Source organism: Gordonia sp. CPCC 206044, assembly GCF_048537895.1.
Lineage (GTDB): Bacteria > Actinomycetota > Actinomycetes > Mycobacteriales > Mycobacteriaceae > Gordonia.
In genome coordinates this window covers 1-17,430 of sequence record NZ_JBCLVL010000014.1, presented here as the reverse complement: position 1 = coordinate 17,430, position 17,430 = coordinate 1, and the positions used below count along the sequence as shown (strand labels likewise).

The 17,430-nt window shown below is 66.4% G+C and carries 11 protein-coding genes; 1 reads left to right on the top strand and 10 read right to left on the bottom strand.

Annotation, left to right across the window (positions count from 1 at the left end; translation table 11 throughout):
* Positions 1-110: 110 nt before the first annotated feature.
* From AAFP35_RS20145 to AAFP35_RS20105, 9 genes are all read right to left on the bottom strand, one after another.
* Entirely contained in the window at positions 111-1,658 is a 1,548-nt protein-coding gene (locus AAFP35_RS20145) for a DUF6350 family protein (RefSeq protein WP_419223423.1), read from the bottom strand.
* A gap of 154 nt (positions 1,659-1,812) precedes the next feature.
* Positions 1,813-3,015, bottom strand: coding sequence for a hypothetical protein (locus AAFP35_RS20140; protein WP_419223422.1), 1,203 nt, complete (start codon positions 3,013-3,015; stop codon positions 1,813-1,815).
* A 180-nt stretch (positions 3,016-3,195) separates the two neighbouring features.
* Positions 3,196-5,166, bottom strand: coding sequence for an acetoacetate--CoA ligase (locus AAFP35_RS20135; RefSeq protein WP_419223545.1), 1,971 nt, complete (start codon positions 5,164-5,166; stop codon positions 3,196-3,198).
* A 71-nt stretch (positions 5,167-5,237) separates the two neighbouring features.
* A complete protein-coding gene (locus AAFP35_RS20130) occupies positions 5,238-6,890 on the bottom strand; it encodes an AMP-binding protein (protein WP_419223421.1) in 1,653 nt (550 codons plus the stop codon).
* Between the two features lie 108 nt (positions 6,891-6,998).
* On the bottom strand, positions 6,999-7,877 hold the full coding sequence (locus AAFP35_RS20125; RefSeq protein ID WP_419223420.1) for an HpcH/HpaI aldolase/citrate lyase family protein: 879 nt from the start codon (positions 7,875-7,877) through the stop codon (positions 6,999-7,001).
* 3 nt (positions 7,878-7,880) lie between these two features.
* Entirely contained in the window at positions 7,881-8,366 is a 486-nt protein-coding gene (locus AAFP35_RS20120) for a MaoC family dehydratase (RefSeq protein WP_419223419.1), read from the bottom strand.
* The gene (locus AAFP35_RS20115) at positions 8,363-9,508 is read right to left on the bottom strand and encodes an acyl-CoA dehydrogenase family protein (RefSeq protein WP_419223418.1); all 1,146 of its coding nucleotides are present in this window, start codon (positions 9,506-9,508) and stop codon (positions 8,363-8,365) included. Before AAFP35_RS20115 ends, AAFP35_RS20120 begins: the two co-directional genes overlap by 4 nt.
* Positions 9,508-11,544, bottom strand: a complete 2,037-nt coding sequence (locus AAFP35_RS20110; protein ID WP_419223417.1) for an acetyl/propionyl/methylcrotonyl-CoA carboxylase subunit alpha — start codon at positions 11,542-11,544, stop codon at positions 9,508-9,510. The genes AAFP35_RS20115 and AAFP35_RS20110 overlap by 1 nt, the downstream gene beginning before the upstream one ends.
* Positions 11,545-11,551: 7 nt before the next feature.
* Positions 11,552-13,081: a carboxyl transferase domain-containing protein gene (locus AAFP35_RS20105; RefSeq protein ID WP_419223544.1), complete on the bottom strand. Its 1,530-nt coding sequence runs from the start codon at positions 13,079-13,081 to the stop codon at positions 11,552-11,554.
* A 307-nt stretch (positions 13,082-13,388) separates the two neighbouring features.
* Between AAFP35_RS20105 and AAFP35_RS20100 the strand changes: the two genes are divergently transcribed.
* Positions 13,389-16,997 (top strand): indolepyruvate ferredoxin oxidoreductase family protein, encoded by a 3,609-nt coding sequence (locus AAFP35_RS20100; protein WP_419223416.1) that lies wholly within the window; start codon positions 13,389-13,391, stop codon positions 16,995-16,997.
* A 183-nt stretch (positions 16,998-17,180) separates the two neighbouring features.
* On the opposite strand, the gene AAFP35_RS20095 is transcribed toward AAFP35_RS20100, so the two are convergent.
* The coding region (locus AAFP35_RS20095; protein WP_419223415.1) for an HNH endonuclease at positions 17,181-17,430 on the bottom strand (250 nt) is incomplete at its 5' end.

Genomic DNA, 17,430 nt, shown 5'->3' with positions numbered 1-17,430 from the left:
CCGCGGACGGCCGAGGGCGTTGCGGTGCTGCGTTCACACCTGAAAGCCTAGAGGTCGGCGTCGGTGGCGCGATCGCCGGGTCACCGGCCGTCGGGCGGTATCGCCGCCGGTCAACGGTGGACTCTGCCCCATCGACCCCGCCGCAGGAGGGTGGCGACACCCTTGCGGTCGGACTTTCGTGCCGCGGTGTCCGAGTCATCGATCTCGTCGATCCCGGCGTCCGATTCTACGTGTTCCCAGTCGTATTCGCCGTCGAGATAGTCGTCGTATTCGCCGTCGGTATCGGAGAGATCGCTGTCCCCGTGGCCGTCGGGTTCGTACTCCCCGTCCTCGTCCTCGTCGTCGTACTGGTCGTCTTGTTCGTACTGGTCGTAGACGTACGGGTCGTCGTCCTCGGTCAGGTAATCGTCCTCGTAGCCGTATTCGTCGTCGACGAACCAGTCGTCGTCGTCCTCGACGACGTCGAGGCGGGCCGCGCGTGTGGACGGGAGGCAACCATGGATCAGCGCGACGATGAGCCCGGTCACCACGATCCAGCCGAGGGTGAACACCGCCGCGGTCTCGATGGTGATCCCGACGTCACCGAACTCGCCGAGTTGGCCTCCGGATATCACCAGGAGAAGCGCCATGACCGTCGCCGCGAACGCCCCGGCCACCGCCACCGAACGCACGTTGGCCATCGGGTCCAGGTCACGGCAACGCAAGGCGACCACCACGCCGATGGCGAGCGGGATCACGAAGCCGATCACCCCGAGCGTCCCGACACCGGTCCCCGGCAACGTGCCGAGCACCGGAACCGGCGGCACCGGCCCGCCCCGCACGTCGAGGAGACCCACCGACGCCGTGCCCACGTGTACATCTGCACCCACGAGAATCCCGGCGGTACCGGCCACCAGATTCGGCAGGTACAGCACCGACAGCGCAGTCAGGCCGAGGTATCCGTCGAAGTCGTTCCCGGTGGCGATCAGATCGCCCACCACATGCCAGCGCTGCACCAGTCGCACGAGTACGAGCAGCGCCGCACACGTGAGCAGTGCGCACACCGCGATCGACCCGTTGCGGACGCCGCGGCGGATCGCCGGTGTGATGGCGAATCGCTCATAGCACCAGCGACGCCGACGCCACAGGATGCCGAGCAGTGCAGCGCCCGCATGGATGCCGACGGTGTAGGCGAACGCGATCAGAGCCGGCGGGCTCTGCATGGGCAAGACCGAGGCGCCGTCCATCACCACAGCGAGCGACAACGCGGTGACCAGCAGCGGCCCGCCGACCGCGGAGAAGAAGACCGCCGCGAGTTCGGAGCCGGATCGTTCCGGAGCGGCCGCCGACGCAGCCATCCGTCCGGTCCCGATCGCAACGGCCAAGGTGGGCAAGAGCGGCAACACACCGATCGTGACGCCACTGATGGTGATCGGCACCTGGTGGATGGCCAGCCACACCGCGCTCACCGCGGGCGGCAGACCCTCGAGACCGCTGGAGGCGAAAAGCAGCACGGCGAGCACGGCCACCACGGTCGCCACCATCGTCAGCACCGGAACGGCGAACGCGACGACGATCAACTCACGAGCGGAACCGTCGACCATCGAACGCTGGGCACGACTGTGTTGCCGCATCTGTCGAAGACGCGACGCAAGGGTGTCGGCAGTGGGCGTGGGCATCGACATGAGCCTGTCACGGCTCACCCGTCACACCCGGCAGACGCGCCGCGCGAACCTCAGAAAGCGACATGCGTCGCAGCTGTCGCAGGCGCACACGCACAGGGCGCCCCCGTCGATGTGACGGGGGCGCCCTGTGACGCGTCTGGATCGCCGATCAGTTGCCGCTCTGCTGCTCCGGCTTCTGGAACACCGTGGTGGCGTTCTCACTGCCGTTGTCGGCGGCCGGCGCTGCGGCGCCACCGGTGTTCTCGACGGTGTAACCCGACGACGAATCCGAAGCGCTCGCCGACCCGGCGGACGCACCGTACCCGGCTCCGGTCGTCGACGACGTGCCGCCGTACCCGGCCGGCGTGTACGCCGACGGTGTGGTTCCGCCATAGCCGAGACCGGCAGAGTCGCCGTACGGCGAGGGCGCCTGGGCGGTGGCCTGGCTGCTCGCCTGGCCCGCCGACTGGGCTTCGCCGTAGCCCGCCGCGGTCACCTGCTGGGTCGCGGGTTCTGCCGGTGCGGCGGGCGGGGTCTGCGCTTGCGTCGGCGAGGTGTCGACCGCGGTCGCGGTCGACGCGGTCGCCGCCGGAGCTCCGGCAACGGTGAGCTTCCCGGTGACCACGAGCAGCCACGCAACCGCCAGCGCGGTCAAGATCAGTGCGAGGGCCAACTGCGCGTAGTCGGTGCCCGAGTTGGACACGAACGGTCCGCCGTTCGCCGCGGTGTGGATCACCGCGTAGAGGTTGAGGATCGCAGTGGACACCACGGCAGCCACGATCACCGGCACGGCCACCTTGTCGGCCACGAAACCGAGGAGATACAGGCCGGCGAGAACCGCGACGAACGCCATGAAGGCGAGGTAGGCACCGGCATTCCAGAAGCTCACGATCACGTTCACGGCCGAGACCGCGGCAACGGCGATGGCGAGCAGTTGGCCGATGTTGGCCGGCAGCCCGGCGCTGGGCGGCGGCGTCGCCTGGGTGTGACCGTACTGGCCGTAACCCTGGTACTCCTGCTCGCCGTAACCCTGGGGATACTGCTGGCCATAACCCTGCGGATACTGCTGCTGCCCGTATCCCTGGGGGTACTGCTGCTGGCCGTAACCCTGCGGGTACTGCTGGCCGTAGCCCTCTTGCCCGTAACCCTCCTGGCCATAACCCTGCGGATACTGCTGGCCGTAGCCTTCTTGTCCGTATCCCTGTTGGCCGTAACCCTGCTGCCCGTAACCCTGTTGTCCGGAGCCCTGCTGTCCGTATCCCTGTTGGCCAGGGTTCTGCGTACCGTAGCCGGACGCCTCGTGCTGGCCGGACTGTGATTGGCCGCCGTACTGGCCGTAGCCCTGTTGGCCGGATCCCGGTTGATAGCTCATCACTTCTCCTGCTCAGTCGTCTGTGCCCCCACGGCGAGCGCATGTCAACGTCCACCACGCTACCAACCGGGTGGCGACACCGACGATGATCGGCTCCTCCACCATGCGACCACACCGGGAACTGTCATTCACGCGATGACCACGTGCCGTGCACCGGGATCTCGGATGTGGTGGTGGGTGTCAGCCCCACCGGTGCGCACGGCCCTGCGCGGCATACCAATCGATCAACCCGTGATCGTCGACGGATTTCGGGTCGATGTTGACGTCGGCTCGGCCGGCGAGGATGCCGGTGACAGGAACCTCGAGTTTCTTTCCCGTTCGGGTGTGCGGGATTCCGGGTGCTTCGATCACTTCGTCGGGCACATGTCGTGGCGACAGCCGCGCACGCACCTCGGTGGCGATTCGGGTACGCAGGGCATCGTCGAGCAGCGCACCCGGCACCAATGTCACGAACAACGGCATCCAGTAGGCGCCGTCTGGTCCGTCGACGCCGAGAACGAATGCCTCGGCGATCTCGTCGATCCCCTCGACCACCTCGTAGATGTCGGCCGACCCCATCCGAATCCCCTGCCGGTTCAACGTGGCGTCGCTGCGTCCGTGTATGACGAGCGAGCCTCGACCGGTGACCGTCACCCAGTCGCCGTGACGCCACACCGCGCCCGAATCGCTCGCCGTCGTCCAGTCGTGCTCGAAATATGCTGCCCGGTAACGCTTCTGATCAGGATCGCGCCAGAACTGCACCGGCATCGACGGCATCGGTGCGGTGATCACCATCTCGCCGACCTCATCGATGAGGGGGGTCCGATCGGGTGCCCAACTCTCCAGCGCGACGCCGAGGTAGCGCACCGACAGTTCACCGGCGACGACCGGCACCCCGGTCGACCCACCCGCGAATGCACTCACCACGTCGGTGCCGCCGCTGATCGACGAGATCGGCAGATCCTTCTTGACGTTCTCGTCGACCCAGGTGAACAGGTCCGCGGCCAAGGTAGAACCGGTGCTGCCCAGCGTCCGCAATGCCGAGAGATCATGTGCACGGCCTGGTTCGAGGCCGGCCTTTCGTGACGCCTGCAGTTGTCCCGGGCTGGTTCCGAAGTACGTGACGTGTTCGGACTCGACGATCTGCCACAACTTGTCGGCATCCGGGTACAGCGCAGATCCGCTGTAGCAGACGATCCGTGCGCCGCAGAGCAATCCGGCCACCTGGAAGTTCCACATCATCCAGCTGAGGGCAGTCTGCCAGAAGAACACGTCCGGCGGTCGGTCCCCACCGCCGGATCCGAGGTCGGCGTGCAGGCCACCGGCTTTGAGATGCTCGAGGACCACGCCACCGTGACCGTGCACGATCCCCTTGGGTTTGCCGGTGGTTCCGGAACTGAACAGAACCCAGAGCGGGTGGTCGAACGACACGGCCACCGGGGCGCCCGCGGCCACCGGCCCCGACACCACCTGGTCGTAATCCAGGCGTCGCGGGGACGTACCGGTCTCGTCCGGCTGCCCGCCGACGATGATGTGGGCAACCAGTTCCGGTAGCAGAGCAGCCAACTCATCGCTGTCCGCGGTCTTGTCGATGGCTTTGCCGTTGTAGCGATAGCCGGTGGCGGTGACGAGCACCTTGGGCTCCAGTTGCGCCAGTCGAGAGGCCGCGCCCTCGGGCGCGTAGTCCTGACCACATCCCGACCAGATGGCGCCGACGAACGCGGTGCCCAGAAAGGCCACCACCGCTTGCGGAATGTCGGGCAGATAGGCCGCGACGACATCGCCTGTCCCGACGCCGAGTCCGGTCAACGTATCGGCGAACGCCCGCACCAACGCGGGGAGTTCCGACCACGCGATCTCGCTGCGCGTGCCGTCCTCGTCGATACCGACGATCGCCGCACCGGGTAGGTCCGCGTGCCGCAGGACGGCGTCCACGTAGTTCAGTCGAACATTTGAAAACCACTGTGCACCAGGCATATCGGCACTCGTCAGGACGTCGGCATCGTCGATCTGACGCCCGTCGACGGTGTGGGCGATCGTGTCGAGGTCGAAGTGATCCCACACGGTATGCCAGAACTGTGCGGGTTCGTCGACCGACCACTGCCACAGTGCGTCGTAGTCGGCCAACGGCAGCCCCGTGCGTGCCCGTGCCGTCTCGGCGAACCGGTCCATCTGTGACGGGACGGGTTCGGTTGCGATGGAAGGTGACTGGTCGGTCTCGCTCACGTGTCAGCTCTCTCGTCTCACAGGCCGAGGATGTCCACGGCTTCGGCACGCATCTGGACCTTGCGCACCTTGCCGGTCACGGTCATCGGAAACTCCTTGACCACGTGGACATATCGGGGAATCTTGTGCCGGGCGATCTTGCCCGTGGCAAACGCACGGAGGTCGTCGGCGGTGAAGTCGGGGACGCCTTCGCGCAGACGAACCCACGCCATCAGTTCCTCGCCGTATTTGTCATCGGGGACACCGATCACCTGGGCGTCGAGGATGTCGGGATGGGTGTAGAGGAACTCTTCGATCTCGCGGGGGTAGACGTTCTCCCCGCCACGGATCACCATGTCCTTGATCCGCCCGGTGATGCGGACATAGCCGGCACCTTCCGCTCCGGTCTCGGAAGAATCCATGACGGCGAGGTCGCCGGTGTGCATCCAACCGTCCGCGTCGATCGCCTCGGCCGTCTTCTCGGGTTCGTTCCAGTACCCCGTCATCACCGAATAACCCCGGGTACAGAACTCGCCGGTCTCCCCGCGCTGCAACGTCTCACCGCTGACCGGGTCGACGACCTTGATCTCCAGATGCGGCCCGACCCGTCCGACCGTTCCCACGCGCAGTTCCAGGGGGTCGTCGACGCGGGTCTGCGTCGAGACGGGCGATGTCTCGGTCATCCCGTAACAGATGGACACCTCGCTCATGTGCATGCGATCGACGACCTGACGCATGACATGTTCGGGGCACGGCGAACCGGCCATCACACCGGTGCGCAATGTGGACAGGTCGAAACCGTGTTCCGGCCCGCGATGATCCAGGAGGTCGAGTTCGGCGATGAACATGGTCGGGACGCCGTAGAGACTCGTGCACCGGTGTTCGGAGACCGCGGCCAGAGTCGCCTCCGGGTCGAATGCCGGTGCCGGGATGACCATCGCCGCACCGTGACTGGTGGCCGCCAGGTTGCCCATGACCATTCCGAAACAGTGATAGAACGGCACCGGGAGACAGATCCGGTCCGCGTCGGTGTAGGCAAGCAGTTCCCCGACCAGGTAGCCGTTGTTGCCGATGTTGCGGTGACTCAGCGTGGCACCCTTGGGAAATCCGGTGGTGCCGGAGGTGTACTGGATGTTGATCGGATCGTCCGGCGACAGCGCCGCCCCGATCTCGTCGATCTGCGCGGCCTCGTCCGCCGTCGGCGGCGTCAGCAACTCGGTCCACCGCGGCGATTCGAACAGCACGACCTCGCGCAGATCGGGGCACGTCGCCCGCGCCTGCTCGAGCATCGACGCGTACGCCGAGTCCTTGAACCGCTCCGCGGTGAACACAATGGTGGTGCCGGAATGGCCGAGCGCATACTCGATCTCGTTCTGTCGGTATGCCGGATTGAGATTGACCAGGATCGCACCGATCTCCGCGGTCGCGTATTGGACGAGGACCCACTCGAATCGGTTGGGCGACCACACGCCCACCCTGTCGCCGGTCGTCACCCCGGAACGGAGCAGGCCTGCCGCCAACGCCCGTACGTCGGCGTGGAACTCCCGGTAGGTCCATCGGCGTTTCGCCGGCGCGTCGATCAGGGCGACATTGTCACCGAACGCGGTCACCGTACGCGCGAGTGTCGCGCCGATCGTCTCGGTCAGCAGGGCAGGGGTGTTCTCGCCTTGCGCATATGCCGGCTCGGTCACGTTGTCTCTCCGATTCTCGTGCGAATCCCCGACGAAATGGTCAATTGTCGGCGGTGTTCACCGGCCGGACGGCGATGACCGCGCGGTCGGACCGGTGCCCGACGGCGGTCACTCGGTTGACGAATTCTGTTCTGCCACTGGTGCCTCCTGCGCGGCCACCGCCCTGGACAGCACGACCTCCGCCTGACGGAGAACGGGGCCGTCGATCATCTGGCCGTCGATGCTGAACACACTCCCCTGGTGTTCGGCGTTGCCGTCGACCACTCGCCGCGCCCAGGCGACCTCGTCCTCGGACGGCCGGTACCCGTCCCGGATGTAGTCAACCTGCGACGGATGGATACACGCGGTCGCCGTGTAGCCGAGCGCCACCGCGTCGCGGACCTCGGCGACCAGCCCGTCGACATCCCGGAAGTCCAGATGCACCGAATCGACGGCGAACTTGCCGTGGGCGGCGGCCGCGATCCGGGTCAGCGACCGGACCCAACGCGCCACGTCGCGATATTGCCCGGGCCGGTCCTCGTCGGGCCCGAATCGACTCGATTTGCCGCCCAGGCCGGCAACGAGATCCTCGGCACCCCACATCAATCCGATGCAGTTGACCGCCTCGGCGATCTCGTGTGCGCGGGTGGCACCCAATGGTGTCTCGATCAGCGCGACGGTCTGCAGCGCCGTGTCGATGATGGAGTCCGCGTCCTCGGCCTTCGCCTGCATCACCACGCGATAGTTGGTGTCGGCGATGGCGGTCAGGTCCCGACGATAGTCACCCGTGCCGGCCGGGTTGATCCGGACGATCGTGCGATCCGGGTCGAGCGGATGGGCGATCATCGCCTCCCTCGCCGCAGCCCGGTTCTCCGGCGCCACGGCATCTTCGAGGTCCAGGATGACGACATCGGCACGGTCGAGCGCCTTCTGGTACCGCTCCGGCCGGTCTGCCGGGCAGAACAGCAGGGCCGGCCCGGGCGGTGTCCAGAAACTCACGCTTTGCATCATCTACTCCAGTGGTCGTTTGCGCACCAGCGTGGCCCTCGCGGCGCGCGCGACGACCTCGCCGTGCTGGTTGCGTCCGATGTGGGTCAAGTTCACCACGCCTTCGCCGGGCCGCGACTTGGATTCCCTTTTCCCGGTGCACTCGGTCTCGGCGTAGAGCGTGTCCCCCGCGAACAGCGGTGCGGGGAAGGCGACCTCACTGAATCCCAGGTTGGCGACCAGGGTGCCCTGCGTCAACTGTGACACCGAGAGACCGACGATCGTCGACAGCGTGAACATCGAATTGATCAGCCGCTCACCACCGAAACCTGGTTGTTGTGCCGACCAGGCCGCGTCGAGGTGCAGCGCCTGAGTGTTCATCGTGAGGGTGGTGAACAGCACATTGTCGGCCTCGGTCACGGTCCGGCCGGGACGGTGCTCGTAGACGGTGTTCTCGGTGAACTCCTCGAACCACAGGCCCCGCTGGACGATCCTACGCTGGTCACTCATGCGAACCCCAGTTCGCGGGCGATCAGCATCAACTGCACCTCGGTGGTGCCCTCGCCGATCTCCAAGATCTTCGAATCCCGATAGTGGCGGGCCACCGGGTACTCGTTCATGAATCCATACCCGCCGTGGATCTGGGTGGCCATGCGGGCGTTGTCCATGGCGGCCTCGCTGGCGACCAGTTTCGCGATCGACGCCTCTTTCTTGAAAGGCTTGCCCGCCAGCATCTTCGCCGCCGCGTCGTAGTACGCCGTCCGAGCCACGTGCGCCCGCGCCTCCATCCGCGCGATGGCGAACGAGATCGACTGGTACTCACCGATCGGCTTGCCGAACGACTGACGTTCGCCTGCGTATTTGATCGACTCGTCGACACATCCCTGGGCGGCACCGGTGGCGAGCGCTGCGATCGCGATACGCCCCTCGTCGAGGATGGACAGGAAGTTGGCATAGCCGCGGCCCCGCTCACCGAGCAGGTTCTCCTTGGGCACCCGCGCGTCGACAAAGGTCAACGGATGGGTGTCCGAGGCATTCCACCCGACCTTGTTGTACGCCGGTTCGGCCGTGAAACCAGGCGTGTCGGAGGGCACGATGATCGTCGAGATCTCCTTGCGACCGTCACCTTTCGTCCCCGTCACCGCGGTCACCGTGACCAGCGAGGTGATGTCGGTGCCCGAGTTGGTGATGAACTGTTTGCCGCCGTTGATGATCCATGAGTCGCCGTCGTCCTTCGCGGTGGTCGCGGTGGCCCCGGCGTCGGAGCCTGCGCCCGGCTCGGTGAGCCCGAAACCCGCGAGCGCCCGACCGGCCGTCAGTTCCGGAAGCCATTGCCGCTTCTGCTCCTCGGTACCGAACCGGTAGATCGGCATGGCCCCGAGGCTGACCCCGGCCTCCAGCGTGATCGCCACCGACTGATCCACTTTGCCGAGTTCTTCGAGTGCGAGCGCAAGGGCGAAATAGTCGCCGCCCATCCCGCCGTGTTCTTCGTCGAACGGCAGGCCGAACAACCCCATCTTGCCCATCTCGGCGACGACCTCATACGGGAAGCTGTGCTCCGCATCATGTTTCGCCGCGACCGGGGCAACAACGGTCTGCGCGAAGTCGCGCACCGACGCGATGAGATCGGCGTATTCCTGACTGAGTTCCATCAGTCCTCCTTGTTCACGTTGGCAAGCGCCTGGCCCGCAGCGACCTTGTCCCCCACCTTGACACCCACCGCCACCACACCGTCGATCGGTGCGGTCAGGGTGTGTTCCATCTTCATCGCCTCGACCACCACGACGGGAGTTCCGGTGGCCACCGACTGCCCGTCGACCGCCGGGACCGCGACCACGGTTCCCGGCATGGGAGATGCGATCTCACCGGCATTCTCGGCGGCCGCCTCGTCGAGCAGGGTGCGAGCGAGTTCCAGCAACCAGGTACCACGCGGACCCGCGACCCACCAGGTGCCGTCGACCTCGACCTTCGACCACGACTGGCTGACGCCGTCGACGATCAACCGTCGGGTGTCCTCACCGCCGCGCCGGATCCGCCGGTACGTGACCGCCGCACGCCACGGTTCACGTTCGGAATTCTCATAGGTCACCGTGGCCTGTCCGGTCAGCACGTCGTCGGTGGCCTCGTCGACGAGGATCGACACGGTGAAATGCTGTGCTCCCCAGACCAATCGGGTGGTGATCGGCGACCTGTCACCGATCCGCCAGCCGACGGCGGATTGCCACACGTCACCAGGATCACGTGGTCCGATCCGGGCCACCCCGACCAGCACCAACGCCTCGGGAACGGGTTCGGGGACCGCATAGTCGACGACGAGGCGATCGAGCAGTTCGGTGTCGAGGTCGCCGGCCCGCACCTCCGGACGGGCGAGCACATACCGGCAGAAGTCGACATTGGTGGTGACTCCGAGGACCCGGGTGTGCGCGAGAGCCTGATCGAGACGTTCGAGCGCCTCGTCACGATCGCTGCCGTGGGCGATGATCTTCGCCAACATCGGGTCGTAGTCACTGCCCACGACCAATCCCGGCGTCATCGCCGAGTCGACACGCACCGAGGTGCCCGGCGAGGTGTCCGGCTCCACGAGCCGCGCGATGGTGCCGCCGGTCGGCAGGAAACCGTTGGCCGGGTCCTCCGCGTAGACGCGGGCCTCCACGGCATGACCGGTCAGCACGATGTCGTCCTGGGTGATGGCCAGCACCTCGCCACGTGCCACCCGGATCTGCTGCTCGACGAGGTCGACACCGGTGACGAGTTCGGTCACCGGGTGCTCGACCTGCAGCCTCGTGTTCATCTCCATGAAGAAGAACTCGTCCGGCCGGCGTGCGGAGACGATGAATTCGACTGTGCCCGCTCCGGTGTAACCGACGCTGCGCGCCGCGTCGCAGGCAGCCGCACCGATACGCGCCCTGGTGTCGGCGTCGAGCAGAGCCGATGGGGCCTCCTCGATCACCTTCTGATGACGGCGCTGCAGAGAGCACTCACGTTCGCCGAGGTGGATCACGTGGCCGTGTTCGTCGGCGAGGATCTGCACCTCGATGTGGCGGGGAGTGTCCACGAAGTGTTCGAGGAACAGCGTGTCGTCGCCGAAGGCCGATCCGGCCTCCCGGCGGGCTCGCTGCAGTGCAGCCGGAAGCTCGGCGGGGTCGTCGACCCGATGCATGCCTTTGCCACCGCCGCCGGCACTCGGCTTGATCAGCACGGGGAACCCGATACCCGGTGCGGCGTCGATCAACTCGTCGTCGGCCAGGCCTGGCCGCGACAGCCCGGGAACCACCGGCACCCCGCGTTCGGTGACCGCGGCGCGCGCGGTGATCTTGTCGCCCATCGTCGCGATCGCCTCGGCAGGCGGCCCGATGAAGACGATGCCCGCGTCGTCGAGCGCCGCCGCGAACTTCTGGTTCTCGGAAAGGAAGCCGTAACCGGGGTGAACGGCGTCGGCCCCGGTCTCGGTGGCCGCACGGACCACCGCGTCGATGTCGAGGTAGCTCTGGGTGGCCGCCGCCGGGCCGATGCGAACGGCGACATCGGCCTCGCGGACGTGACGGGCATCGGCGTCGGCATCGGAGTAGACGGCGATGCTGCGAATGCCCAAGCGCCGCAAGGTGTCGATGACACGACACGCGATCTCGCCACGGTTGGCGATCAGCACGCTGCGAATGGGGCGACCGTGGCTGCTGGTGTGGTTCATCACCGGATCACATCCTGAAGACGCCGTAGCCGGCGTCGGCGAGTGGTGCGTATCGGCAGGTCTCCAGGGCCAATCCGAGGATCGTCCGGGTCTGAGCAGGATCGATGATCCCGTCGTCCCAGAGACGCGCCGTCGAGTAATAGGCGTCGGACTGCCGCTCGAACTGGGCCCGGATCGGTTCCTTGAAGCCCTCCTCGTCGTCGGCCGACCAGTCGTCGCCCGATCGCTCGATCTGGTTGCGACGCACGGTGGCCAAGGTGTCTGCGGCCTGCGGGCCACCCATCACGGAGATACGCGCGTTGGGCCACATCCACAGAAAACGCGGCGAGTAGGCGCGTCCGCACATCGAGTAGTTGCCGGCGCCGAACGAACCGCCGACCATCACGGTCAGTTTGGGTACGCGGGCACATGCCACGGCGTTGACCATCTTGGCGCCGTTCTTCGCGATGCCGCCCTCCTCGTAGGCACGGCCCACCATGAACCCGGTGATGTTCTGCAGGAACACCAACGGAATACGGCGCTGATCGCACAGTTCGATGAAATGTGCGCCCTTGAGTGCGGATTCGCTGAAGAGCACCCCGTTGTTGGCGATGATGCCGACCGGATGACCGTGCACATGGGCGAATGCGGTCACCAGCGTGGTGCCGTAATTCGCCTTGAACTCGGTGTATTTTCCTGCGTCACAGATGATCTCGATGATCTCGCGCGCATCGTAGGGAATTCGGGAATCGGTCGGGACGACGTCGTAGATGTCCTCCTGCGCGCGCAACGGCTCCTGCGACGGGACCGTCTCCCATTGCGCTGCATCACGCGGGCCGAGCGTGGCCACGATCTCGCGGACCTTGGCCAGCGCCTGCTCGTCGTTGTCGACGAGATGGTCGGTCACACCCGATACCGACGAGTGCATCGCCCCGCCGCCGAGTTCCTCCGCGGTCACATCCTCACCCGTGGCGGCTTTCACGAGCGGCGGGCCGGCCAAGAAGATCGTGCCCTGGTTGCGAACGATGACCGTCTCGTCGCTCATCGCCGGGACGTAGGCCCCTCCGGCCGTCGACGAGCCGAGCACCGCGGAGATCTGCGGTATGCCCGCCGCGCTCATCGTCGCCTGGTTGAAGAAGATCCGACCGAAGTGGTCACGGTCGGGGAACACCTCGTCCTGCTGCAACAGCATCGCGCCACCGGAGTCGACGAGATAGATACACGGCAGCCTGTTGGCCGCAGCGATCTCCTGTGCCCGGAGGTGCTTTTTCACCGTGACCGGATAGTAGGTGCCACCCGACACGGTCGCGTCGTTGGCGACGATCATGCATTCGCGACCGGCCACGCGACCGACGCCGGCGACGACGCCTGCCGACGGCACGCGACCGTCGTACATCTCGAAGGCGGCCAGCGGCGCCACCTCCAAGAACGGCGAACCGACATCGAGCAGTCGATCCACGCGCTCCCTCGGCAAGAGCTTCCCGCGGGAGATGTGTCGGTCGCGGGCTTTCGCCCCGCCTCCCTGCCGTGCCTCGGCCAGCCGATCCCGCAATCGCATGGCACCGGCGAGGTGCGCTTCGCGAAAGCCGGGCGAGGCCGTCGACGGACCGCTCGGCGCATCAGCGCTGTAGGTGCTGGTCACCGTCACCCTTTCAGTTAGTGGCCGTTAACTGAACGCATCCTACGACAGGAATGTGCGCCTTGTCACCCCACCGATCATTGTCCCAGCCAACGTGACGCGCATCACGAAATTTCGTACTGTGGAGTTGAGCCCCACCACCCCCGGGACTCACACAACCGACGCCCGCGACGCCACCATCCAGACGCTTGCGGACCGACACATGGACAGAAGGCCAGGTAATCCCATGACCCTCGCAGACGACCGCGCCCGCCGACTCGACTCGACCGCACCGCGCGAGACGACCCCGTCCACCGGGGCGTCGTTCTCCCTCGACGATCGCTACACCCGCGAGTCGGGCAGCATCTACCTCACCGGCATCCAGGCACTGGTCCGCATGGTCCGCGACCGCGCTCGTGTCGACCGGCGCCAGAATCTGCAGACGGCCTCATTCATCTCGGGATACGAGGGCTCACCACTCGCCGGTTACGACCTCGAGATCGCACGTCGGCGCGCCTACCTCGAACCGTTCGACATCGTCCATCGTCCCGGCCTCAACGAGGAACTCGCCGCGACGTCCGTGATGGGCTCGCAGATCGCCGGCCAGGTGGCCGCGCTCCGAGACGCGAACGACTCCGAGGACGTTCTCCGACCCCCGACGAGCGAGCCCGCGAGCGGCCCGAAGGGTCTCGACGGTGTCGTCGGCTACTGGTACGGCAAGGCCCCTGGTCTCGACCGCGCCACCGACGCGCTGCGCCACGCGAACATGATCGGCACGCATCCGAACGGCGGCGCGGTGGCGATCGTGGGTGACGACCCCGGCGCCAAGAGTTCGACGATCCCGTGTGCATCCGAGATGGCGCTCGCCGACCTCTACATGCCGATCCTCTACCCTGCCGATTCACAGGACATCCTCGACCTCGGCGTTCATGCCGCCGTCCTCAGCCGGGTCAGCGGACTGTGGACGTCGATGAAGATCTCCGCGCATGTGGCCGACGGGGCATCGACCGCCGTGGTCGATCCCACCCGGATCCTGCCCGTCTACGGCGACCTCGGCAGGAGCCCCCATGTGCCCAGCGGGCGACTACTGGGCGCGAATCTCATGGAGCTCGAACAGAATCAGCTCACCATCCGGCTTCCACGCGCGCAGGAGTACGCCCGCCTGAACGGACTCAACCGGATCGTGGTGTCGAGCCCCGACGACCGCATCGGTATCGTCGCGGCGGGCAAGACCTATCTCGACCTGCGAGAAGCCCTGCGGCTCATCGGGATCGGCGACGACGACCTCAACCGTCTGGGCATCCGCATCCTCAAGCTCGGCATGGTCTACCCGATCGAACGGGAGATCCTGGACCGCTTCATGTTCGAGACCGCCACCGGTGATCTCGACGAGGTCATCGTGGTGGAGGAGAAACGCGACTTCATCGAGACGATGATGCGCGACATCCTGTTCCGTCATCCACGCGCGCCTCGCATCGTCGGCAAATCCAACGAGGACGGCTCGACCCTGTTCTCCCGCTTCGGTGAACTCGACGTCGACGCGGTGGCCCGCGGACTCGCGGAACGCCTCGCCCGCCATCATCACGTGGACGCCGCCCGAGACTGGCTCGACCGTAAGTCACGACGCCGCGGCCGGATCGAACTCCCGTTGGCCGTGCGCACGCCGTATTACTGCTCGGGATGTCCACACAACAGTTCCACCCACGTCTCGGAAGGCACTCTCGTCGGTGCCGGCATCGGCTGTCACGCAATGGTGTTGCTGATGGATCCGCGTCAGGTCGGCGATGTCGCAGGCGTCACCCAGATGGGCGGCGAAGGGGCACAGTGGATCGGCATGGCGCCCTTCGTGACCGCCGATCACTTCGTGCAGAACGTCGGCGACGGCACCTTCATGCACTCGGGCTCCCTGGCCCTGCGGGCCGCGGTGGCCGCGGGGGTCAACATCACCTACAAGCTGCTCTACAACGGAACGGTCGCGATGACCGGTGGCCAGGATCCGGTGGGCGCCATGGATCTGCCGCGCCTGGTCGCACTGTTGGTCGACGAGCGGGTGGCGCACATCGTGGTCACCTCCGACGATCCGGCTCGGACTCGTGAACTGGGCTTGCCCGGCGGAATCGAGGTCCGTCATCGTGACGAGATGCTCGCGGTCCAGAGCGAGCTCGCCGCCGTCGAAGGCGTGACAGTGTTGATCCACGATCAGCACTGTGCGGCCGAGAAGCGGCGCAAGCGCAAGCGCGGCACCATGAGCACCCCCACCACCAGGGTGATGATCAACGAGCGCATCTGCGAAGGTTGCGGTGACTGCGGCGAGAAATCGAACTGCCTCTCCGTGCATCCGGTCCAGACCGAGTTCGGTCGCAAGACCCGGATCGATCAGAGTTCCTGCAACCTCGATTTCTCGTGCCTGAAGGGCGATTGTCCGTCGTTCGTCACCATCACCCCGGGCACTCGCCGGGCTCACGTCCGCGCCGATGACATGGACGCCTCGTCGCTCCCCACACCGACGGTCCCGGGTCTGCGGGACACGTTCTCGCTGCGGGTCACCGGAATCGGCGGGACCGGCGTCGTGACGGTGTCGCAGATACTCGCGACGGCAGCGGTGCTCGACGGCCATGCCGCTCGCACCGTGGACATGACCGGCCTGGCCCAGAAGGGGGGTGCGGTGGTCAGCGATGTGAAGGTGTCGCCGACCACGATCGAACAGGCCGCCAAGGTCGCCTCCGACGACTGCGACCTCTACCTCGTCTGCGATCCGCTGGTCGGCACCGACCCCGCGTACCTGAAGGTGGCGGCCCCGGAGCGAACCGTCGCGGTCGTGTCGACCACGCAGGTCCCGACCGGCGCGATGGTAATCGACACGTCTGTCGGATTCCCGGCCGACGACCAGGTGCATTCGGCAATCGACGCAAAGGTCGCGCGAGCCGTCTACCTCGACCCCGGAGCCCTGTCCACAGATCTGTTCGGCGATGAACAGTACGCGAACATGGTGATGGTCGGCGCCGCGTATCAAGCGGGGGCACTGGCCATCTCGGCAGAGTCCATCGAGCACGCGGTGGAACTGAACGGGGTCGCGGTCGAGGCGAACACTCAGGCGTTCCGCCGCGGACGGCAGACAGTCGCCGACCCGGAAGCGGTGACACGGACGCTGGCATCGCTACACGGTGACACGACAACCAAACCCGCCCCCGGCGACCGGGCGTTGACCGTCGTCACCGATGCGGGCATCGCCGACACCGTCGTAGGCACCGTCGCCCTTCGTTACGACGAGCTCATCGCCTACGCCGACGAACGGTACGCGCGTGAGTATCTCGACCTCGTCCTGCGCGTCCAGAATCACGGTGGAGACGACGCTCTCACGGATGCGGTGGCGCGCAATCTGTACAAGTTGATGGCGTACAAAGACGAGTACGAGGTGGCACGGCTCACCCAGGATCCCGGCTTCGCCGAACGCATCGCCGAACAGTTCGGCGACGACGCCAAGGTGGCGGTCCGCCTACACCCGCCGACGCTGCGCGGCATGGGGATGCGCGAGAAGATGTCACTCGGCGCATGGGCCGACCGGCCGCTCGCCGCACTCGCCGGGATGAAGCGTCTGCGAGGCACACGACTCGATCCCTTCGGCCGCACCGAGATCCGGAAGACCGAGCGTGCACTCATCGTCGAGTACCGCAGCCTTGTCGAGGCGATCCTGTCCGGTCTGGCTAGCGGTCGAATCGGGCCCGAGCAGCTGCCCGCCGCGATCGAGCTCGCCGATCTCCCCGACATGGTGCGCGGCTACGAGAGCATCAAGATGCGCAACGTCGCGCGTTACCGCGACGAAGTCGCCCGACGGCGGGCGACGTTGGGCATCTGAGGTTCGTGCGCGCACGCTGGGCCCGCCGGAAATCCCGGCCGGCCCAGCGATGCCGATTCACGCTGTGGAGTTGTCAAGGGTCGTGCACAACCCGGGATACACCGGGTTGCCGATCAGGTGTGGTGACGAGTGTTCGTGCTCAACTGGTTTCGGAGTTCGACTGTCGGTGTCGAGGTGGCGAGGTCAGGCGGCCAGAGTCATGGTGCGCCGGTTGTAGGCCGGTAACGGTGTGCGTGTCGGATCGACCTCGACCGGCGGAATCAACCACGGATGCCGGTCGGCACCCATGATGATCTCCCAGTCCGACGCATGGATTTGGGCGTGGCAGGCGGTGCACAACAGGCAGCCGTTGTCGATGGCCGTGGCACCCCCGTGTGACCAGTAGATGATGTGGTGACACTGGGTATATCCGGCGGCGGCTCCGCATTTCACA

Excerpts from the sequence above, each read along its gene's own strand:
- AAFP35_RS20105 (WP_419223544.1), bottom strand. The coding sequence starts at position 13,081 with ATGCGATTGCGGGATCGGCTGGCCGAGGCACGGCAGGGAGGCGGGGCG.
- AAFP35_RS20110 (WP_419223417.1), bottom strand. The coding sequence starts at position 11,544 with ATGAACCACACCAGCAGCCACGGTCGCCCCATTCGCAGCGTGCTGATC.
- AAFP35_RS20135 (WP_419223545.1), bottom strand. The coding sequence starts at position 5,166 with ATGGACCGGTTCGCCGAGACGGCACGGGCACGCACGGGGCTGCCGTTG.
- AAFP35_RS20140 (WP_419223422.1), bottom strand. The coding sequence starts at position 3,015 with ATGAGCTATCAACCGGGATCCGGCCAACAGGGCTACGGCCAGTACGGC.
- AAFP35_RS20100 (WP_419223416.1), top strand. The coding sequence starts at position 13,389 with ATGACCCTCGCAGACGACCGCGCCCGCCGACTCGACTCGACCGCACCG.
- AAFP35_RS20125 (WP_419223420.1), bottom strand. The coding sequence starts at position 7,877 with ATGCAAAGCGTGAGTTTCTGGACACCGCCCGGGCCGGCCCTGCTGTTC.
- AAFP35_RS20120 (WP_419223419.1), bottom strand. The coding sequence starts at position 8,366 with ATGAGTGACCAGCGTAGGATCGTCCAGCGGGGCCTGTGGTTCGAGGAG.
- AAFP35_RS20145 (WP_419223423.1), bottom strand. The coding sequence starts at position 1,658 with ATGCCCACGCCCACTGCCGACACCCTTGCGTCGCGTCTTCGACAGATG.
- AAFP35_RS20115 (WP_419223418.1), bottom strand. The coding sequence starts at position 9,508 with ATGGAACTCAGTCAGGAATACGCCGATCTCATCGCGTCGGTGCGCGAC.